We start from the raw sequence: 20649 nt of genomic DNA, 5'->3' as shown, positions 1-20649 counted from the left end.
CGCCCGGTTTACATTCCGAACCCGGAAGCTAAGCCTTTCAGCGCCGATGGTACTGCAGGGGGGACCCTGTGGGAGAGTAGGACGCCGCCGAACAATCATTGTGGGAAAGCCCCGCACCAACCCTTCACGGGTTCGGTGCGGGGCTTTTCTGCGTTCAGGACACGTGTGCGGTCTCCTGTAGGGTCAGGGGGCATCGAACGACCGATTTCTACAGTCACAGTGGAGGCCCCCGGGTGGAGGTCCAGGAGACTCGGGTTCAGACCGACCGAATTTTCACCATTCCGAACATCCTGAGCATGGCTCGCCTGGCCGGCGTGCCCGTGTTCTTGTGGCTGATCCTCGCGGAGTACGACGGGTGGGCTCTCGCCGTCCTCATGCTCAGCGGGATCAGCGACTACCTCGACGGGAAGCTCGCACGGCGCTGGAATCAGATCAGCAAGCTCGGCCGGCTGCTCGATCCCGCGGCGGACCGGCTCTACATCCTGTCGACACTCTTCGGTCTGACCTATCGCGAGATCCTGCCGCTGTGGCTCACCGGAGCGTTGCTGGCGCGCGAGCTGATGTTGCTGGTCATGGTGTGGATCCTGCGCCGACACGGATATCCGCCGCCGCAGGTCAACTTCCTCGGCAAGGCCGCCACCTTCAACCTGATGTACGCGTTTCCCTTGCTCCTGCTCAGTGACGGAAGCGGCTGGTTGGCCTGGTTGGCCGCAGTTTTCGGATGGGCGTTCGCCGCATGGGGTACAACCCTCTATTGGTGGGCAGGAATCCTTTACGTGGTTCAAGTCCGCCGTCTGGTGAAGGCAGACTCCACGGCCGATTGAGCCCGCCCGGCCCCGGATGACGCGGAGGAGTTGCGAAGTCACCGACCGAGACGGGTGAAGGTCGGTACGACTGTCGTCTCCCAAGGAGGACTCTTCCGACATGAAGGCCGTCGTGATGGCCGGTGGCGAGGGCACGCGTCTTCGCCCCATGACGTCGAGCATGCCCAAGCCGCTCCTGCCGGTGGCCAACCGGCCGATCATGGAGCATGTGCTCAGGTTGCTCAAGCGGCATGGGCTCAGCGAGACCGTGGTCACCGTGCAGTTCCTGGCGTCACTCGTCAAGAACTATTTCGGGGATGGCGAAGAGCTCGGAATGGAGCTCACCTATGCCCACGAGGAGAAGCCACTCGGCACTGCCGGCAGCGTGAAGAATGCCGAGGAGGCCCTGAAGGACGATGCCTTCGTCGTCATTTCCGGTGACGCGCTCACCGACTTCGATCTCACCGATCTGATCCGCTTCCACAAGGAGAAGGGCGCCCTCGTCACGGTGTGCCTGACCCGGGTGCCGAACCCGCTGGAATTCGGCATCACGATCGTGGACGAGCAGGGCAAGGTCGAGCGGTTCCTGGAGAAGCCGACCTGGGGGCAGGTGTTCTCGGACACCGTCAACACGGGCATCTACGTGATGGAGCCCGAGGTCTTCGACTATGTGGACCCGGATGTGTCCGTCGACTGGTCCGGCGACGTCTTCCCGCAGCTGATGAAGGAAGGCAAGCCCATCTTCGGCTATGTCGCCGAGGGCTACTGGGAGGACGTCGGCACGCACGAGAGCTACGTCAAGGCGCAGGCCGACGTGCTCGAGGGCAAGGTCCAGATCGAGATGGACGGCTTCGAGATCTCGCCCGGTGTGTGGATCGCCGAAGGGGCGGAGGTGAGTCCCGACGCGGTACTGCGCGGGCCGCTGTACATCGGGGACTACGCCAAGGTCGAAGCCGGCGCGGAGATCCGCGAGCACACCGTCGTCGGGTCGAACGTCGTCGTCAAGAGCGGCGCCTTCCTGCACCGGGCCGTCGTGCACGACAACGTGTACATCGGGCCCCACAGCAATCTCCGCGGCTGTGTCATCGGGAAGAACACCGACATCATGCGCGCCGCGCGGATCGAGGACGGGGCCGTCATCGGTGACGAGTGCCTGGTCGGTGAGGAATCGATCGTCCAGGGCAATGTGCGCGTCTACCCGTTCAAGACCATCGAGGCCGGCGCCTTCGTCAACACCTCGGTGATCTGGGAGTCCCGAGGCCAGGCGCACCTGTTCGGCGCGCGCGGGGTCTCCGGAATCCTGAACGTGGAGATCACTCCCGAGGTCGTGGTCCGGCTCGCCGGCGCGTACGCCACGACCCTGAAGAAGGGGGCGATCGTCACCACGGCCCGTGACCACTCCCGAGGCGCCAGGGCGCTCAAGCGGGCCGTGATCTCGGCGCTCCAGGCCAGCGCCATCAACGTACGGGACCTGGAGAACGTACCGCTGCCCGTGGCCCGGCAGCAGACCGCGCGCGGCAGCGCCGGCGGGATCGTACTGCGGACCTCGCCAGGTGTGCCGGACTCCGTGGACATCATGTTCCTCGACGAGCGGGGAGCCGACCTCTCGCTCCAGGGACAGCGCAAGCTGGACCGGGTGTACGCGCGCCAGGAGTACCGGCGGGCGTTCCCCGGAGAGATCGGGGACCTGCAGTTCCCGGGCAGTGTCTTCGACGCCTACACCGGCTCGCTGCTGCGGCGGGTGGACACCACCGGCATCGCCGATGCCGGACTCAAGGTGGTCGTGGACGCCTCGAACGGAAGCGCCGGTCTGGTTCTGCCCAGCCTGCTGGGTCGCCTCGGTGTGGACGCGTTGACGATCAACCCGGGGCTCGACGAGTCCCGGCCGACCGAGACCAGGGATTCCCGGCGGGCCGGGCTGGTGCGGCTGGGGGAGATCGTGGCCTCGGCGAGGGCCGCCTTCGGGGTGCGGTTCGACCCGGTGGGCGAGCGGATCTCGCTGGTGGACGAGCGCGGGCGGATCATCGAGGACGATCGGGCGCTGCTGGTGATGCTCGACCTGGTGGCCGCGGAGAAGCGCAGCGGCAAGGTCGCGCTGCCGGTGACCACGACGAGGGTGGCCGAGCAGGTGGCGGCCTACCACGGTACGCAGGTCGAGTGGACGACGACCTCGCCCGACGACCTGACCCGGGTGGGTCGGGCGGAGAACACCATCTTCGGCGGCGACGGCCAGGGCGGCTTCATCGTTCCGGAGTTCGGCAGCGTCTTCGACGGTTCGGCCGCGTTCGTGCAGCTGCTCGGGCTGGTGGCCCGTACGCAGCTCACGCTGAGCCAGATCGACGCCCGGATTCCGCGGGCCCATGTGCTCAGGCGGGACGTGGCGACGCCGTGGGCGGTGAAGGGGCTCGTCATGCGGCGGGTCGTGGAGGTGGCCGGCGACCGGCAGGTGGACACCACCGACGGGGTGCGGGTGGTCGAGGCCGACGGCCGGTGGGCGCTGGTCCTGCCGGACCCGGCGGAAGCGGTCACCCACCTGTGGGCCGAGGGCCCCGACGACGGCACCGCGCAGGCCCTGCTCGACGAGTGGGCGGGCGTGGTGGAAGGCGCCGGGCACTGAGTGCCCGGCGTGCGATGACGTAGGGCGTACGTCCGGTGGGCGGGTGCGGCGAGTGCCGGCCCGGCCCACCGGATGGGCGCATTGGGTGAGTGCGCTGCCGACATGCGACGATGTGCGGCATGTCGCAGCCGCCCCACAACCGGACTACGGCGTCTCCGGCCCCTGCGCGCCCGGACGCCTCCATGTCGCTGCTGACGCACGTGATGGACCACAGTCTCGACGAGGGCTACGCGGAAGCCGCGGCCCGGCGCGAGGCGGACGGCACGGCGGGCCTGCCACGTAGCCTCAAGGCCAAACTGGGACTCGCCGCCGGCCTCGTCGTCACCGCCATGGTCGTCACGCTCGGTGCGGCCGAGGCGCGGATAGCGGCGCCGGTGCTGGCCAAGGAGCGTCAGGAACTGATCGACCGGGTGGAGCGGGCGGACGACCGCACGCACGGCCTGGAGCGTGACATCGACCGCCTCAGGACGGATGTCGCGGCCCGCCAGCGTGCGGCGCTCAAGCAGCCCGGAGGGGGTCAGGGTGACCTCGTGGCCCTGCTGGCAGGTGCCACGGAGGTCCGCGGGCCGGGGATCAAGCTGGTGGTGGACGACGCCAAGGGCGCTTCGTCGGGGGGCGGTGGCAAACCGCGCGAGAGCTCGGGCTTCTCGGACACCGGCCGGCTCCGTGACCGGGACATGCAGAAGATCGTCAACGGGCTGTGGCAGTCCGGGGCGGAGGCCATCTCCATCAACGGCCAGCGGCTGACGGAACTGTCGGCCATCAGGGCCGCGGGTGACGCGATACTGGTCGACAACAGGCCGCTGGTACCGCCGTACGAAGTGCTGGCGGTGGGGGACAAGAAGCGGCTCGGCACGAACTTCCAGGACTCGGCGGACGGACAGTACCTGCACGTGCTGCAGGAGAGCTACGGGATCCGTTCTGCCCTGTCCCCGGCGGACGACCTGCGGCTGCCCGCCGCGTCGAGTCTGACCGTACGTACAGCTACACCGGCAGAGCAGCAGAAGGGTGCATCGTGATCGCGGTACTGGGCCTCTTGGCCGGAGTGGTGGCCGGACTTCTGGTCCGGCCCGAAGTGCCGGCCGTGGTGGAGCCATATCTGCCGATCGCCGTCGTGGCGGCGCTGGACGCGGTGTTCGGCGGCCTGCGCGCGATGCTGGACGGCATCTTCGTGGACAAGGTCTTCGTGGTGTCGTTCCTGTCGAACGTGGTCGTCGCCGCGCTGATCGTCTTCCTCGGTGACAAGCTGGGGGTCGGTTCGCAGCTGTCCACGGGCGTCGTCGTGGTCCTCGGCATCCGCATCTTCTCCAACGCCGCGGCCATCCGCCGGCACGTGTTCCGGGCGTGAGGCCGATGAGTACGAACGACATCCCTGAGGAGCCGGGGGGCACGGGCCGGCCGCCGGAGCCCCAGAAGCCTTCCGAGCCTCAGAAGTCGACCGAGCCCCAGAAGGCCCCTGAGCCTCAGAAGTCTCCTGAGCAGCCGCAGGCCCCGCAGCCTCCGCAGGTCCCGCATTCCCCACAGCCGCAGCCCCCGCAGTACCCGCAGGCCCCGAAGCCGCCGCGGTCCTCCGAGCCCGCGCAGCCCCCGCGGGCGCCGGAGCCCTCGGGGCCTGCCGAGGAGGCGCCGGCGCAGCCCGAGGAGACGGGTCGGCAGCGGCTCGCGGCCGGGCTGTGGCCCCCGCGGGTGAGTCGGGCGCAACTGATCGTCGCCCTGCTCCTGTTCGTCCTGGGCCTCGGTCTGGCGATCCAGGTCCGGTCCAACAGCGACTCCAGCGCGCTGCGCGGGGCCCGCCAGGAGGACCTCGTACGGATCCTCGACGAGCTCGACGGGCGGACCAAGCGCCTGGAGGACGAGAAGCAGCGTCTGGAGGACCAGCGCAAGGAGCTGGAGAGCAGCTCGGACCAGGCCGAAGAGGCCCGCAAGCAGACCGTCGAGAAGGAACGCCAACTCGGCATCCTGGCCGGTACCGTGGCAGCTCAGGGGCCGGGCATCACGCTGAAGATCACGGATCCCACGGGTCAGGTGCAGTCCGACCAGCTGCTGGACACGTTGCAGGAGTTGCGGGCGGCCGGGGCGGAGGCGATCCAGATCAACGGGGTGCGCATCGTGGCAAGCTCGTACTTCTCGGACGAGGGCGGCGGGGTCGCCATCGACGGTAAGAAGATCACACAACCCTATGAGTTCAGGGTGATCGGCAAGCCCCAGGATCTGGAGCCCGCGCTGAACATCCCTGGTGGTGTCGTCCAGACGTTGGAGAAGGAGCAGGCCACCGTTGCCGTCACACGGTCGGCGAAGATCGTTGTGGATGCCTTGCGGGCTGCGAAGCAGCCTGACTACGCTCGGTCGTCATCGTGATGATGCGGAGTGAAGAGTGGAGCGGCGCACGCGGGCGCATGCCTGCGGGGGGTCGGCGCACCGAAGTCGCGGTGCGTGGTGGAAACTGTCTGGTGGTTACGGACGTTGTGAGAATGTCCGGGTCGGCAGGTGTCTGCATTCGGAGTTCGTCCTGCCCCACGGGCGGGTCTATTTCGGTCAAGGGGAATCGCCCGTGAAGTTGTTTGAGAAGTTGTTCGGCAAGAAGAACCGCGAGGAAGGCGGCGCGGCACGGCACCGCGCCGGGCACGGGGACGTGGAAGGGCAGGGCGACCGGCCGCTCTTCCGCGACGAAGTCGCCGGCGCGGGTGATGTTCCGGGTGCCCCCGGCGCGTCGTCTGTTGACCCTGCTGGTACCGGCCGCATAGGTTTCGGTGAACCATCAACCTCAAGTGCGGGTGGAGGGTTTGCCCCCGACCCGTATGCCACCAATGCATCCGCGGGGTACCCGCGGCGCGAGGAGCCGTCCATGTCGGCCGAGCAGATTTGCAGCAGGTGCGGGCACCGCAGCGATGCGGCCAGTCGGTTCTGCTCGAACTGCGGTGCGCCGCTGCGGGCGGGTCTGACGCCGGAGCGTGCCTCGGAGACCACGTCCACGATCTCGATCTCGGGCCTCGAGGCCTACGAGGCCGAGGTGTCGGGACAACCGCACGTGTCGTCCTCCTCGCTGTCCCCCGAGGCGCAGGCCGCGGTGGAAGCGCTGCCCCCCGGTTCCGCTCTGCTCATCGTGCGGCGCGGACCCAACTCCGGGAGTCGATTCCTGCTGGACGGTGAGCTGACCACGGCCGGCCGCCACCCGCAGAGCGACATCTTCCTGGACGACGTCACCGTCTCCCGGCGCCATGTCGAGTTCCGCCGGGGCCAGGAGGGCGGCTTCACCGTCGCCGATGTCGGCAGTCTCAACGGCACGTACGTGAACCGTGAACCGATCGACTCCGTCGCCCTGCAGAACGGCGACGAGGTGCAGATCGGCAAGTACCGGCTGGTCTTCTACGCGAGCCTGCGGGGCATCTGACCCTTTTAGGGAAGGTTCCATGCTGCGTACCCCGACCGGCGGTGCCCCGCGAAGTGGCACCGCCGGCACCTCCGGGCGGCTGGTGAGCATCGGCACGGTGCTCACCACGCTGCGTGATGAGTTTCCCGAAGTCACCATCTCGAAGATCCGTTTCCTGGAAGCGGAAGGACTGGTCGAGCCGCGACGCACACCTTCGGGATACCGCAAGTTCAGCACCGAGGACGTGGAGCGGCTCGCTCGCATCCTGCGCCTGCAGCGCGACCACTACCTGCCGCTGAAGGTCATCCGCGAGCAGCTCGACGCGCTCGCCCGCGGAGAACAGATCCGCATCCCGGCGCCCACCGCGCACGGGGACTCCGCCGATCCGTCCGGACCGGCGGCCGTCTACGGCGAAGTGGGGCGGGAGCGCCCCACCGTGGCCCGTGTGGGCCGCGCCGAGCTGCTCGCGGCCGCCGGGGTGGACGAGGCACAACTGGTCGAGTGGGAGTCGTACGGGCTGCTCGCCGAGGGCGCGGACGGCGGATTCGACGCCGAGGCGGTCACGGTGGCCCGGCTGGTGGCCGATCTGGGCCGCTTCGGGCTGGAGCCGCGGCACCTGCGGGCGATGAAGGCCGCCGCCGACCGCGAGGCGGGTCTGGTGGAGCAGGTCGTGGCACCGCTGCGCAGGCATCGCAATCCACAGACCAGGGCCCACGCGGAAGCCACTTTGAAGGAGCTCGCGGGGCTCTCCGTACGGCTCCACGAGGCCCTCGTACAGACCGCTCTCGGGGTTCGGCTGCCCTGAGGTGGGGGGCCCGACTACCCAAACCTGCCGAGCAGGTCCTAGGGTTGCTGTGTGAACGAGCTCGACGTTGTGGGTGTCCGGGTGGAAATGCCCTCCAACCAACCGATCGTGCTCCTGCGTGAAGTGGGAGGCGATCGGTACCTCCCCATCTGGATCGGTCCAGGGGAGGCGACCGCCATTGCCTTCGCGCAGCAGGGGATGGCCCCTGCCCGACCGCTGACGCACGACCTGTTCAAGGACGTGCTGGAGGCGATCGGCGAGGAGCTCACCGAGGTCCGGATCACGGATCTGCGGGAGGGCGTCTTCTACGCGGAGCTCGTCTTCGCCAGCGGGGTCGAGGTGAGTGCGCGCCCTTCGGACGCCATAGCCCTCGCCCTGCGGACGGGGACGCCGATCTACGGCAGTGATGGTGTGCTGGACGACGCCGGAATCGCCATTCCGGACGAGCAGGAGGACGAGGTGGAGAAGTTCCGCGAGTTCCTCGACCAGATCTCGCCGGAGGACTTCGGTACCGGCCCGCAGTGAGATGTCGGCCGCGTCGTCCTCGGGGATCTTCAGCCCATTCGATTAGCCTTTCCCCGCAAAGGGATACGGGAAACCACTCTCAGGGTGATTATCACTCGGCGTGCCGAGTGTGGCGATCGTTGACGCACCCCTGGTGACTGCCTACCTTCAAGGTGGGCAGGTCAAGGACGGAGGGTCGGCGTGAGGATCACGGGCGACGGTACGACCGGGGGTACCCCCGCACGGAGTGAGGCTGGGCCGTACCCGCTGCGCGGCGGTGCGGTCGGTACCGCGCGCCGTCAGCCGGAGTCGACGCCGGTCGGACCGGCGAGCGGTGACCCGGAGCCCGAGCAGATCGGCTACCGCGGGCCGACGGCATGCGCCGCGGCCGGCATCACCTACCGACAGCTCGACTACTGGGCCCGGACCGGGCTGGTGGAGCCCAGCGTGCGGGCCGTCCACGGGACGGGGACGCAGCGGCTATACAGCTTCCGCGACGTCGTGGTCCTCAAGATCGTCAAGCGCTTCCTGGACACCGGGGTGGCGCTGCAGAACATCCGCACGGCGGTCCAGCACCTGCAGGACCGCGGGTTCTCGGACCTCGAACGGATGACGCTGATGAGCGACGGCGCCACCGTGTACGAGTGCACCTCGCCGGACCAGGTCGTGAGCCTGCTCCAGGGCGGGCAGGGCGTCTTCGGCATCGCCGTGGGCGTGGTGTGGGGCGACGTCGAGAGCGCGTTGTCGCAGCTGCACGGGGAGCGGGTGGACACCGGCGAGACCCTGGTCCGGCACAACCCGACGGACGAGCTGGCCGCCCGACGCAACCGGGCCGGCTGACCCGAACCGAGGCATTGTCAGTGGCGTAGGGCAGCATCGGGCTGTGAGAGCCGCGCCCACCATCCTGCATCTGGACATGGATGCCTTCTACGCCTCCGTGGAACAGGCGTCGAAGCCGAGCCTGCGCGGCAAGGCCGTCATCGTCGGCGGTCTCGGGCCGCGCGGCGTCGTCGCCACGGCCTCGTACGAGGCCAGGCGCTTCGGGGTGCACTCCGCGATGCCGATGGGCCAGGCGCGGCGGCTCTGCCCGAACGGCGCGTACCTGATCCCCCGCTTCAGTCTCTACCGGCAGGTCAGCGACGTGGTGATGGCCCTGCTGCGCGAGCTGTCGCCCCTGGTGGAGCCCCTGAGCCTGGACGAGGCCTTCGTGGACCTGGAGGCGGGCGGGGTGGCCTTCGACGCGCGCAGCGCCCGGGAGACGGGCGAGCGGCTGCGGGCGGACATCAGGGCCGCCACGGGGCTCAGTGGGTCGGTGGGGCTGGCCGGGTCGAAGATGCTGGCCAAGGTGGCCTCCGAGGAGGCCAAGCCGGCCGGGCTGCTGCTGATCGAGCCGGGGACGGAGCGCGAGCTGCTCGCTCCGATGTCGGTACGGACCCTGCCCGGGGTGGGGCCCGCCACGGGCGAGCACCTGCGCCGTGCCGGGATCACCACGGTGGGCGAGCTGGCGGAGGCCGGGGAGGACGAGCTGGTCCGGATGGTCGGCCGCTCGGCCGGTGCCGGGCTGTACCGGATGGCGCTCGGACTGGACGACCGGCCGGTGGTCGCCGAGCGGGACGCGAAGTCGGTGTCGGTCGAGGACACCTTCGACGTGGACCTGCACGACCGGGTCAGGATCCGCGGTGAGGTGCAGCGGCTCGCCGACCGGTGCGTGCGGCGGCTGCGGGAGTCGGGGCACTCCGGGCGCACGATCGTGCTCAAGGTCCGCCGGTACGACTTCTCCACGCTGACCCGGTCCGAGACCCTGCGGGGGCCGACGGACGACCCGGCCGTGGTGCGGGAGGCGGCGGCGCGGCTGCTGGAGGGCGTGGACACCACGGGCGGGGTGCGGCTGCTGGGAGTCGGCGTGAGCGGGCTGGCGGACTACACGCAGGAGGACCTGTTCGCGCAGTCGCTCGCCGCTGAGCCGGACGGGTCGGACGGTACGGACGGGTCGGGCAAGCCGGAGGGGTCGGAGGGCACCGGGGGGACCGACGGAGCCGACAGGACGGATGGGGCGGACGGAGCCGGAGCGGGAGCTGTGGCGGCCGGTACGGCCGAGGTGGAGGCCGAGGGTGTCCACGGGGCCGCGGAGCCGCCCGGGGAGCCCGAGCCGGCCCCCGAGCGGCGCTGGCAGGCCGGGAGCGACGTGCTGCATGCCGTGTACGGGCCCGGATGGGTCCAGGGCAGCGGGGTCGGGCGGGTGACCGTGCGGTTCGAGCGGCCCGGATCGGAGCCCGGCCGGGTGCGGACCTTCCGGGTGGACGACCCCGAGCTGGAGCCGTCCGATCCGCTGCCGTTGGTGGGGGACGACCCCGAGGGGCGGCCCTGAGGGAAGACCGTGCGGGAAGACCGTGAGGGGGCTCGGCTCAGCTCTCGTCACCCGCCAGGCGGCCGAAGTCGCGGTTGAAGTCCGCCGGCAGGGTCGTGTCCAGTCCGTAGTGGTGGTAGAGCTGCAGCTCCTGTTCGGGGGAGAGGTGGCGCCCGACTCCGAAGTCCGGCGCGTCCCTGATCAGGGCGCGTTCGAAGGGCACCCGCAGGGTGTCGTCCACCAGCTCGCTCGGCTCCAGCGGAACGAACGCGTCCCGGCTGAAGAGCCCCGTCCGGACCGCGGCCCACTCCGGGACGCCCGTGGCATCGTCGAGGTAGACCTCGTCGATCGTGCCGATCTTGGTGCCATTGCGGTCGAACGCCTTGCGGCCGATCAGGCTGCGCGGATCGATGTCGGTCTGCACGGTCCCTCCAAAAGGTCGCAACTGCTCCGTAATGACTACAGAAGTGCATATCCGCAGCAGAGGCCACTCGGGGAGGGTCCAGATCCTCGCTGGTACGCTGGTGAACGGCTGTCGACCCTGTGCGGGAGAGTCCTCCGAGTGAACAAGACGGAGGCGCCGAAGGAGCAAATCCTCCCCGGAATCTCTCAGGCATACGTACCGCACGGACGAGGCCACTCTGGAAAGCAGGGCGGGTACCGGGCGCAGTGCCGGTCCCCCTCCTCACCGACGGTGAAAGCCGGATCCTCGGGAGACCCCCGTGGCTCCGGTGAAACTCTCAGGTGCAGATGACAGAGGGGGAGGCCGTCCGGGTGCCCGCGCCGTGGTGCCCCTCGCAGGTCATACGACCAGGAGGCCTCCGTACATGACCGCCAACCGCATTCCGCTCTCCCAGCTGGAGCGAGGCATCCCCTTCGAACAGCGCCACATCGGCCCGGATGCCGAGGCGCAGGCGAAGATGCTCGCCCAGGTGGGCTACGGCTCCCTGGACGAACTGACCGCTGCCGCGGTCCCGGATGTGATCAAGACCGCCGAGGCGCTCGACCTGCCCGAGGCGCGCACCGAGGCCGAGGTGCTGGCCGAGCTCCGTTCGCTCGCCGACCGCAACCAGGTCCTCTCGCCGATGATCGGTCTCGGCTACTACGGGACCTTCACGCCGCCGGTGATCCTCCGCAACGTCATGGAGAACCCGGCCTGGTACACGGCGTACACGCCCTACCAGCCGGAGATCTCCCAGGGCCGCCTCGAGGCGCTCCTGAACTTCCAGACGGTCGTCGCCGAGCTGACCGGGCTGCCGACCTCGGGCGCCTCGCTGCTCGACGAGGGCACCGCCGCCGCCGAGGCCATGACCCTGGCCCGCCGCGTCGGCAAGTCCAAGGGCAACGTCTTCCTGGTGGACGCCGACGCGCTGCCGCAGACCATCGCCGTCATCGAGACCCGCGCCGAGCCGATCGGCATCGACGTCGTCGTCGCCGACCTGTCCGCCGGCATCCCGGCCGAGGTCGCCGAGCGCGGCATCTACGGTGTCCTGGTCCAGTACCCGGGTGCCTCCGGTGCCGTCCGGGACATCAAGCCGATCATCGACGAGGCCCACGCGCTCGGCGCGATCGTCGCCGTCGCGGCGGACCTGCTCGCGCTGACCCTGCTGACCTCCCCGGGTTCGCTCGGCGCGGACATCGCCGTCGGCACCACCCAGCGCTTCGGCGTCCCGATGGGCTTCGGCGGACCGCACGCCGGCTACATGGCCGTCCAGGACAAGCACGCCCGCTCGCTGCCCGGCCGCCTCGTCGGCGTCTCCGTGGACGCGGACGGCAACAAGGCCTACCGCCTCGCGCTGCAGACCCGCGAGCAGCACATCCGCCGTGAGAAGGCCACCAGCAACATCTGTACCGCGCAGGTGCTGCTCGCCGTCATGGCCGGCATGTACGCCGTCTACCACGGCCCCGACGGCCTGCGCACGATCGCGAGCCGCACCCACCGCTACGCCACGCTGCTCGCCGCCGGTCTGACGGCCGGCGGGGTCGAGATCGTGCACGGCTCGTACTTCGACACCATCACCGCCCGCGTCCCGGGCCGCGCAGCCGAGGTCGTCGCCGCGGCCCGCGAGGGCGGGGTCAACCTGTTCCAGGTCGACGCCGACGTGGTCTCCGTCGCCTGCGACGAGACCACCCTGCGCGCCGACATCGAGGCCGTCTGGGCCGCTTTCGGCGTCACCGCCGACATCGAGGCGCTCGACGCGGCTTCCGCCGACACGCTGCCCGAGGGCCTGCTGCGCTCGGACGCGTACCTGACGCACCCGGTCTTCCACCAGCACCGCTCCGAGACCGCGATGCTGCGCTACCTGCGCAAGCTCTCGGACAAGGACTACGCGCTGGACCGCGGCATGATCCCGCTGGGCTCCTGCACCATGAAGCTCAACGCGACCACCGAGATGGAGCCGGTGACCTGGCCCGAGTTCGGTCAGCTGCACCCCTTCGCGCCGGTGGAGCAGGCCGAGGGCTACCTCACGCTCATCAACGAGCTGGAGGAACGTCTTTGCGAGGTGACCGGCTACGACAAGGTCTCCATCCAGCCGAACGCCGGCTCCCAGGGTGAGCTCGCCGGTCTGCTGGCCGTCCGTGCCTACCACCGCGCGAACGGCGACGAGCAGCGCACCGTCTGCCTGATCCCGTCCTCCGCGCACGGCACCAACGCCGCCAGCGCCGTGATGGCCGGCATGAAGGTCGTCGTCGTCAAGACCGCCGACGACGGCGAGGTGGACACGGCCGACCTGCGCGCCAAGATCGAGCAGCACCGCGACGAGCTCGCCGTGCTGATGATCACCTACCCCTCGACGCACGGTGTGTTCGAGGAGCACGTCGCAGACATCTGCGCCCAGGTGCACGAGGCCGGCGGCCAGGTCTACGTCGACGGCGCCAACCTGAACGCCCTGGTGGGCCTCGCCAAGCCGGGTCACTTCGGCGGCGACGTCTCGCACCTGAACCTGCACAAGACCTTCTGCATCCCGCACGGCGGCGGCGGCCCGGGCGTCGGCCCGGTCGGTGTCCGGGCGCACCTGGCCCCGTACCTGCCGAACCACCCGCTGCAGCCCGCCGCGGGCCCGGAGACGGGCGTCGGCCCGATCTCGGCCGCTCCGTGGGGTTCGGCGGGCATCCTGCCGATCTCGTGGTCGTACGTGCGCCTGATGGGCGGCGAGGGCCTCAAGCGCGCCACCCAGGTGGCCGTGCTCGGCGCCAACTACATCGCCAAGCGCCTGGAGCCGCACTACCCGGTGCTCTACACCGGCCCGGGCAACCTGGTCGCGCACGAGTGCATCATCGACCTGCGGCCGCTGTCGAAGGCCACGGGCGTGAGCGTGGACGACATCGCCAAGCGTCTGATCGACTACGGCTTCCACGCGCCGACCATGTCCTTCCCGGTCGCCGGCACGCTGATGATCGAGCCGACGGAGTCCGAGGACCTCGCCGAGATCGACCGTTTCTGCGACGCGATGATCGCCATCCGCGGCGAGATCGAGCGGGTCGCGGGCGGCGAGTGGCCGCTGGACGACAACCCCCTCGCCAACTCCCCGCACACCGCGGCGGCGCTGGGCGGCGAGTGGAACCACCCGTACACCCGGGACGAGGCCGTCTTCCCGGGCGGGGTCACGGCCGCCGAGAAGTACTGGCCGCCGGTGCGCCGCATCGACGGTGCGTTCGGCGACCGGAACCTCGTGTGCTCCTGCCCGCCGCTGGACGAGTACGACGCCTGACATGAGTGAGGGGCCGGTCCGGGAGATTCTCCCGGACCGGCCCCTTCGTCGTTCTACGGTCGGTCGGACAGCTCGATCGCCTAGGCCGCCGCGAGCGGGCGGTGCGGGGCGATGATCTGGCCGTCCGGCAGCAGTTCACCGGTGTCCTCGAAGAGCAGGACACCATTGCACAGCAGGCTCCAGCCCTGCTCCGGGTGGTTGGCCACCGGGCGCGCGGCCTCCCGGTCGGCGGATTCGGCTGACGGGCAGGCTGGCTGGTGCTGGCACATGGATGCGTTCTTTCGCTGCGGTGTGGTCTGTGTGCTACGGCTCGATGCGTGATTCATGGCCGTCCCCCTGGGTCATCCCCGCACCCGCGGGGAGCGTGTCATCAGTCTTCCCCCATGACAGCCGCTTCGCAGGTATTTCCCGGCAGCTGTCCTCACAGATTGATGACGCATCACCCGTGCGGGCGGTTCAGGCCAACTCCCCTGTCATTTCGGATGGTTCGCAAGTGGCCCGGGTGGACTAGGCCGAATGGGTGATTCGGGTCAGGCGGCGGGCGCGGCCAGGGAGGAGGGCGCCGCCGCCGGTGCCGGGGTCAGCCGGCGGGTCAGTACGGGCAACAGCTCGGAGACCGGATGCGGCCGGTACGCGGCGATGCCGGGCGGGGCCGGGGCGAGGGGTACCAGCAGGTCCTCGCCGGCCGGCAGTCCGGCGGCGGCGTCGGCGCCCACCGCCCCGTGCAGCCACAGGGTCAGCATGTAGAGCTCCGGTACCGACAGCAGCCGTGGCTGGTAGCCGGTCGTGAGGGACTCCGCCTGGCGCAGGGCGCGTTCGGTGGCCGCGACGTAGGGGCCCTCGAAGAAATGGGAGAAGACCCAGCCGTCGGGAGTCAGTCGGGTGTCGGCCGCCGCGACGTAGCGGTCCCCGCTGCGGATCAGGAACCGCCAACCGGTGAGCCGGGTACGCGGGGGCCTGCCACCGGCCGCGAGGTTGGACATGCCCAACCGGTCGAGGACGTGGACCGGAAGGGGGAGTTCGGCGGTCAGCGGCCCCTGGATCGCGCGCAGGGCCGGGGTGTGCGCCTCGTGGACGGCGGTGGGGGAACCGAGTGCCGCGAGGACGCTGCGCAGGGCGGGCGCGGGAGCCGGAGGGACATGCAGCGGCATGGTGGGTCGCCTCTCACTTGGGAGACCGGTGGAACGGGGGCAGGTGCGGACTCGCATTCTGGGGCCAGAGGGGGGCCGAGGGGCAATGGCCGCGCGCCAACTCTCTGCCTCGTTTGCGGAGTTTATACGACATGTGTTCACGCAGTGTTTCGGCTAGCTGTCCCGGCTATTGCCGGCAAGGCGCTTACCGGACCCGCTGACATGGCATTCATGCCGGATGCACGCGAACATGTCGCGCTGACCTCGGAGGTTACCGGACGGGGGCTCGGCTGGAAAGCGTCGGTTATCCCAACAAGGCAAAGTCGAAGCGGAATTTGCATACCGCGACTTGCCAGGTGAATGTGCCGAAGCGCCCTTCGGCCAAACCGGCGCGCGCTCCTGGTCACGCACGCCCCCCGCGCGTTATGGATCACGCTGCCGGGGCATCATCGACCGTAACGCGCGCCTGGGTGTCACGGGCCAGGCCCACTCGAGGAGGGACGCTTCGATGGGGGAGAAGGTCGTGGCAGGCGGATTCGACCTGTCCGATCGGCAGCGGTATCGAAGGAAGCTCCACGAGTGTCTGGAGGGACTGGAGCGGCTCCTGGCGGAGAAGAGGTTCGATCGTCCCAAGAACATGATGGGACTGGAGATCGAGCTGAATCTCGCGGGTGCCGACGGGATGCCGAGAATGGTGAATGCCCAGGTGCTGGAGCGGATTGCGAGCACCGATTTCCAGACCGAACTGGGAATGTTCAATCTGGAGGTGAACGTCCTTCCGCACCGGCTCGGCGGCCGGGTATTCGACCAGCTCGCCGAGGAACTCAGCGCCGGGCTGGGCTATGCCCACCGGAAGGCCGCGGAGATCGACGCCGGAGTGGTGATGATCGGCATTCTGCCGACGATCTCCCGCGCGGACCTGGTCACCGCGAACCTCTCGGCGGTGGACCGCTACTCGCTGCTCAACGAGCAGATCCTGATGATGCGCGGGGAGGACTTCACGCTCGACATCGACGGCGTCGAACGGCTGATCTGGACCTCCGGGTCGATCGTGCCGGAGGCCGCCTGCACCTCCGTACAACTGCACCTGCAGGTGACTCCGGCGCGGTTCTCGGCAGTGTGGAACGCCGCGCAGGCGGTGGCCGCCGTACAGATAGCCGTCGGCGCCAACTCGCCCTTCCTGTTCGGCCGTGAGCTGTGGCGCGAGTCGCGGCCGCCGCTGTTCACACAGGCCACCGACACCAGGCCGCCCGAGCTCCAAGCGCAGGGCGTGCGTCCGCGCACCTGGTTCGGGGAGCGGTGGGTGGACTCGGCGTACGAGCTCTTCGCCGAGAACGTCCGCTACTTCCCCGCCCTGTTGCCCATCTGCGACGAGGAGGAGCCGCTGCGGGTGCTGGCCGAGGGCGGGGTACCGGGGCTGCAGGAACTGGTCCTGCACAACGGCACCGTCTACCGGTGGAACCGGCCCGTGTACGGGGTCGCCGACGGGGTGCCGCACCTGCGGGTGGAGAACCGGGTGCTGCCGGCCGGACCCACCGTCGCCGACGTCGTCGCCAACGCCGCCTTCTACTACGGACTCGTACGCACCCTCGCGGACGAGGCGCGACCGGTGTGGACCCGGCTGCCCTTCGCCGAGGCGGAGGCGAACTTCGACGCGGCCTGCCGGTACGGGATCGACGCCCGGCTGCGGTGGCCGCGCCGGGGCCGGGCCGGGGGGCTGGCGAGCGTGCCCGCCGTACGGCTGGTCCTGGACGAGCTGCTGCCCATGGCGGCGGCGGGGCTGGACGCCTGGGGCATCGAGCCCGCGGACCGGGACCACTACCTCGGCATCATCGAGGAACGCTGCCGGCGCCGGGTGAACGGGGCGACCTGGCAGGTGGACACCTATCACCGGGCGCTCGCCGCCGGACTGGAGCGGGACGAGGCGCTGGCCGCGACGACCCGGCGGTACACCGAGCTGATGCACAAGGGCGAACCGGTGCACACCTGGCCGGTCGGGCTGACGGAGGAGGTGAGGGCCTCGGTGCCCGCCGCCCGCTGATCGGCCGCGAGCCCGGCCCCGTCCGCTGCACCCGGTGATCCCGGTGATGGCCCCGCAGTGATCCTCCCGGTCCGCCGAGGAGGCAGTATGGGGTGATCGCAACGGGATGGCAGGACGGAGTCGGGCGTGCGGACGGAGCCGGAGCCGGTGTTCGTGGAACTGGACGAGGACGGGCGGCGGAGCCTGCTGCGCACCGAGACGCTGCTCGTCCTCGCGCTGTCGCTGGGCGCGAGCGGGGTCTCGGCGCTGATCAGCTTCATCGGCTCGCTCACCAAGCCCGGCGGCCTCAAGGACCAGGCGGCCACGCTCAACGGCTCCTACGCCCCGGGCCGGCCCTGGCTGGACCTCGCCTGGCAGCTGTTCGGCATCGCGAGCGCCCTGGTGCCGGTCCTGCTGGTGGCGCACCTGCTGACCCGCGAGGGTGCCCCCGGGCTGCGGGTACTGGGCTTCGACCGCACCCGACCCTGGTGGGACCTGGGCCGGGGCGCCCTCGTCGCGGCCGGGATCGGCAGCGCCGGGCTGGCCTTCTACCTGGGTGCCCGGGCCGGTGGTTTCAACCTCACGGTGGTGCCGGAGGCGCTGCCCGACGTGTGGTGGAAGTTCCCCGTACTGATCCTCTCCGCGCTGCAGAACGCGGTGGTGGAGGAGATCATCGTGCTGGCCTACCTGCTGCGCCGACTCGGCCAACTGGGCTGGTCGCCGATGGCCGCGCTGCTGGCCAGCTCGGTGCTGCGCGGCTCGTACCACCTCTACCAGGGCATCGGCGGCTTCCTCGGCAACGTGGTGATGGGCGTCGTCTTCGTCCTCGCCTACCGGCGCTGGGGCCGGGTGGGACCGCTCGTCGTCGCGCACGCGCTCCTCGACCTCGTGGCCTTCGGCGGGTACGCCCTGCTCGCGGGCAAGGTGGGCTGGCTGCCGACACCGTGACCCGGGGCGGGCCACCCGATCGGCCCTTCCGGGCGGTGCCGGGCGCCGGGGCGGTGCGACGCTGGAGGCGAGCAAGGAGGCGCACCCGGTGGCTGTTCTGGACACCCTGGTACCGTTCGCGCCCTTCCTGGTGCCCGTGGTCACCGGCCTGGTGGGCGGCATCAGCCTCCTCATCCGGGACCGCCGCGAGGCCCGTAGCTCCGACCACCACTACCGCAGGCGCCTGGAGAAGGCGCAGCTGGAGATCCAGTTCCTGTCGGGCTGGATCCAGGCCAAGCAGCTGGCGCCGACCGACTCGGTGCCCGATCCGGAGCCGGGGCGCTGGTTGGACGAGTGCTACGCCTCGGTGCGCCGGGCCAAGCAGGACACGGGCGGCCGCCACCGGACGGGGCCGGTGACACTGCGGCGCCTGCTGCTGCTGGGGGACCTGAGCGGCCCGGCGAGGACCGCGCGGGTCGTCTACTGGATCTCCCTCGTCCTGTTCAACGTGGCGCTCGCGTGGTGGGTGAACGCGCTCATCGCCGGCGTACCCGGTTTCATGCACGAGGAAGGCGCCTCCGAGGCCGAGGAGATCGCCACCTATCTGGGCGTGGCGGGCGTCCTCTTCGTCGTGTCCGCCGTCCTGTGGGGATGGACGGTGCACCTCGGCGCGGCCGAGCCGGCGCAGGTCTACCGCAAGCGGATCGACTCGGACGCCTGGATGGAGCAGGAGGAGAAGCGGCGGAGCGCCGCCCGCGCGAAGGCCGACGCGAAGGCGCGGAAGGCGGCGCGGAGGACGCCGCGGTCGAACGGTGACGGAGGCGGGCCCGAGGGCTGAGCCGATCCGGGCCGGCCGGCGGGCCCCGCGCCCGTGCTCCGTCCTCACCCCGTCGGTCCGACGCCGGGCGGCGGCGCGAGGAGCTCGCCGTCGACGACGGTGACGGCCCGGCCGGTCAGCAGAGTACGGTCGCCCGCCAGCCTCACCCGTACGAGACCGCGCCGCGCGCCGCCCTGGAGACCGGTCAGCTCGGTGCGACCCAACCGCTCCGCCCAGAACGGGGCGAGCGCCGTGTGGGCGCTTCCGGTGACCGGGTCCTCGTCGATCCCGAAGGCGGGGAAGAAGCCGCGGGAGACGAAGTCGTACCCGAGGGAGGGATCCTCGGCGGGCGCGGTGACGATCACCCCTCGCCGGGCGAAGGCGCGCAGGGCCGCGTGGTCCGGTTCCAGCTCGCGCACGGTCTTCTCGTCGGCGAGCTCGACGACGAGGTCGCCGATGTGGTCGGCGGTGTCGTGCACGGAGAGGATCGGGGGGCCGCCGAGCGCGTGGTCCACGGCGGCCGGCGGCGGCACCGGGGTGAGCGAGGACGTCGGGAAGTCCATGGTGATCGTGCCGTCCTCGGCCACCTCGGCGGTGAGGACGCCGCAGCGCGCGGAGAAGCGGATCAGCCCCGTGGCGAGCCCGCCGGTGGCCAGTACGTGCGCGGTCGCGAGGGTGGCGTGGCCGCACATGTCGACCTCGGCGGCCGGGGTGAACCAGCGCAGCGCCCAGTCGGCGTCCCCACCGGGCGGCAGGGGGTGGGCGAACGCGGTCTCGGAGAGGTTCATCTCGCAGGCGACCTGCTGCAGCCAGGCGTCCGGGGGGAACGCGGTGTCGAGGAGCAGGACTCCGGCGGGGTTCCCGTGGAAGGGGCGGTCGGTGAAGGCGTCGACGATTCGGATGCGCATGCCCCGACGGTAGGACGATTTCTTGATCGTCGACAAAGGCCAATCGGGGGTGTCTGGCCCGGTCGCGCCGGCGCGCGGGCGGTCTGGCGGAGCGATGCCACCTGACCAGGGCCTTGTCGGTCCGAGGCGACGCCTGACGCCCGGTTCGCGCGTCCCGGAGACGGCGGGGTCGGCGTGTCACGGGTTCGTCGTGTCGAAGGGCTCGTCGTGCCAACGCCATCCGGCGGTGCCGTCGTCGTGGACGCGCAGCATGAACTCGGCGACCGGGCCGCCGTCGGGAAACGTCATCGAGAGCGCACCACGGATCCGGGTGTAGCAGGCGTCGGCCCGCTCCCAGTCCTCGTCGTCGACAGCCCGCTCCTGCTCGACGAAGAGGGGGCGGAACTCTTCGAAGCCGGTCAGGGGCTCGACCTCGGCGTGGGTCCAGGGCATGTCGGAGCCGGTCACGGTCAGCCGGGCGATCACGCGGTCGCCGTGGTGGAGCAGCCAAGCATCGGCGCCGGTCACATGCGGGTCGGTCATGTCCCCATGATGGCGGCCACCTCTGACGGAGGGGGAGCGGCGGCGGGGCGCGGGCCTGGGCGGCACGACCATACGCCGATGCATTCCGATATATCGTTGACACATCGCGAGCCGTCGCCGATAGTGGAGACATCGGACAACCGATGCACAGACGACAACGTGACGA

19 protein-coding genes, 1 rRNA gene and 1 riboswitch are annotated in these 20649 nt (G+C 70.3%); of the genes, 15 read left to right on the top strand and 5 right to left on the bottom strand.

From position 1 onward, the window contains the following. The 11 genes from rrf to BCL76_RS19095 form a co-directional block, all read left to right on the top strand. A 5S ribosomal RNA gene (rrf, locus tag BCL76_RS19145) occupies window positions 1-93 on the top strand; the annotation flags it as partial. A 140-nt stretch (window positions 94-233) separates the two neighbouring features. After that, window positions 234-824, top strand: a complete 591-nt coding sequence (locus BCL76_RS19140; protein ID WP_109780677.1) for a CDP-alcohol phosphatidyltransferase family protein — start codon at window positions 234-236, stop codon at window positions 822-824. Between the two features lie 100 nt (window positions 825-924). After that, on the top strand, window positions 925-3420 hold the full coding sequence (locus BCL76_RS19135; RefSeq protein ID WP_109780676.1) for a mannose-1-phosphate guanyltransferase: 2496 nt from the start codon (window positions 925-927) through the stop codon (window positions 3418-3420). A gap of 110 nt (window positions 3421-3530) precedes the next feature. Further along, window positions 3531-4439, top strand: a complete 909-nt coding sequence (locus BCL76_RS19130; protein WP_109780675.1) for a DUF881 domain-containing protein — start codon at window positions 3531-3533, stop codon at window positions 4437-4439. Beyond that, window positions 4436-4768, top strand: a complete 333-nt coding sequence (locus BCL76_RS19125; protein ID WP_030010496.1) for a small basic family protein — start codon at window positions 4436-4438, stop codon at window positions 4766-4768. Before BCL76_RS19130 ends, BCL76_RS19125 begins: the two co-directional genes overlap by 4 nt. 5 nt (window positions 4769-4773) lie before the next feature. Continuing rightward, window positions 4774-5778, top strand: coding sequence for a DUF881 domain-containing protein (locus BCL76_RS19120; RefSeq protein ID WP_109780674.1), 1005 nt, complete (start codon window positions 4774-4776; stop codon window positions 5776-5778). An 85-nt stretch (window positions 5779-5863) separates the two neighbouring features. After that, window positions 5864-6811 (top strand): FHA domain-containing protein, encoded by a 948-nt coding sequence (locus tag BCL76_RS19115; RefSeq protein ID WP_181382625.1) that lies wholly within the window; start codon window positions 5864-5866, stop codon window positions 6809-6811. 19 nt (window positions 6812-6830) lie between these two features. Further along, entirely contained in the window at window positions 6831-7595 is a 765-nt protein-coding gene (gene ftsR, locus BCL76_RS19110; protein ID WP_181382613.1) for a transcriptional regulator FtsR, read from the top strand. A 51-nt stretch (window positions 7596-7646) separates the two neighbouring features. Beyond that, window positions 7647-8120 carry a bifunctional nuclease family protein gene (locus tag BCL76_RS19105; RefSeq protein ID WP_030009777.1) on the top strand — a complete coding sequence of 158 codons (474 nt, stop codon included), beginning with the start codon at window positions 7647-7649 and terminating at the stop codon, window positions 8118-8120. Between the two features lie 180 nt (window positions 8121-8300). After that, entirely contained in the window at window positions 8301-8939 is a 639-nt protein-coding gene (locus BCL76_RS19100) for a MerR family transcriptional regulator (protein ID WP_181382612.1), read from the top strand. 43 nt (window positions 8940-8982) lie between these two features. Continuing rightward, complete coding sequence (locus BCL76_RS19095; RefSeq protein ID WP_109780673.1) at window positions 8983-10467, top strand: DNA polymerase IV; 1485 nt, start codon at window positions 8983-8985, stop codon at window positions 10465-10467. Window positions 10468-10504: 37 nt separating this feature from the next. Here the strand turns inward: BCL76_RS19095 and BCL76_RS19090 are convergent, their stop codons facing one another. After that, window positions 10505-10870, bottom strand: a complete 366-nt coding sequence (locus BCL76_RS19090; protein ID WP_181382611.1) for a PRC-barrel domain-containing protein — start codon at window positions 10868-10870, stop codon at window positions 10505-10507. Window positions 10871-10982: 112 nt separating this feature from the next. Beyond that, window positions 10983-11081, top strand: a riboswitch (glycine riboswitch). 192 nt (window positions 11082-11273) lie between these two features. Here BCL76_RS19090 and gcvP point away from each other — a divergent pair. After that, the gene (gcvP, locus tag BCL76_RS19085; protein ID WP_109780672.1) at window positions 11274-14159 is read left to right on the top strand and encodes an aminomethyl-transferring glycine dehydrogenase; all 2886 of its coding nucleotides are present in this window, start codon (window positions 11274-11276) and stop codon (window positions 14157-14159) included. An 80-nt stretch (window positions 14160-14239) separates the two neighbouring features. Here gcvP and BCL76_RS19080 read toward each other — a convergent pair whose 3' ends face one another. Both BCL76_RS19080 and BCL76_RS19075 read right to left on the bottom strand, forming a co-directional pair. Then, window positions 14240-14428, bottom strand: coding sequence for a DUF5999 family protein (locus tag BCL76_RS19080; RefSeq protein ID WP_030009772.1), 189 nt, complete (start codon window positions 14426-14428; stop codon window positions 14240-14242). 261 nt (window positions 14429-14689) lie between these two features. Next, a complete protein-coding gene (locus BCL76_RS19075; RefSeq protein ID WP_030770351.1) occupies window positions 14690-15310 on the bottom strand; it encodes a hypothetical protein in 621 nt (206 codons plus the stop codon). Between the two features lie 487 nt (window positions 15311-15797). Here BCL76_RS19075 and BCL76_RS19070 point away from each other — a divergent pair, with 487 nt between their 5' ends. The 3 genes from BCL76_RS19070 to BCL76_RS19060 all read left to right on the top strand — a co-directional run bounded on the left by BCL76_RS19070 (window position 15798) and on the right by BCL76_RS19060 (window position 19074). Continuing rightward, a complete protein-coding gene (locus tag BCL76_RS19070) occupies window positions 15798-17330 on the top strand; it encodes a glutamate-cysteine ligase family protein (protein WP_109780671.1) in 1533 nt (510 codons plus the stop codon). 126 nt (window positions 17331-17456) lie between these two features. Then, window positions 17457-18257, top strand: coding sequence for a CPBP family intramembrane glutamic endopeptidase (locus tag BCL76_RS19065; protein ID WP_109780670.1), 801 nt, complete (start codon window positions 17457-17459; stop codon window positions 18255-18257). Between the two features lie 88 nt (window positions 18258-18345). Further along, window positions 18346-19074 carry a hypothetical protein gene (locus BCL76_RS19060; RefSeq protein WP_109780669.1) on the top strand — a complete coding sequence of 243 codons (729 nt, stop codon included), beginning with the start codon at window positions 18346-18348 and terminating at the stop codon, window positions 19072-19074. A gap of 44 nt (window positions 19075-19118) precedes the next feature. On the opposite strand, the gene BCL76_RS19055 is transcribed toward BCL76_RS19060, so the two are convergent. Next, complete coding sequence (locus BCL76_RS19055) at window positions 19119-19961, bottom strand: PhzF family phenazine biosynthesis protein (RefSeq protein WP_109780668.1); 843 nt, start codon at window positions 19959-19961, stop codon at window positions 19119-19121. 177 nt (window positions 19962-20138) lie between these two features. Next, a complete protein-coding gene (locus tag BCL76_RS19050; protein ID WP_109780667.1) occupies window positions 20139-20483 on the bottom strand; it encodes a hypothetical protein in 345 nt (114 codons plus the stop codon). Between the last annotated feature and the right edge of the window lie 166 nt (window positions 20484-20649).

It is taken from the genome of Streptomyces sp. CG 926 (assembly GCF_003148825.1).
Classification (GTDB): Bacteria; Actinomycetota; Actinomycetes; order Streptomycetales; family Streptomycetaceae; genus Streptomyces.
The sequence above is the reverse complement of the archived record's forward strand: the minus strand, read 5'-3'. Positions and strand labels throughout refer to the sequence as shown.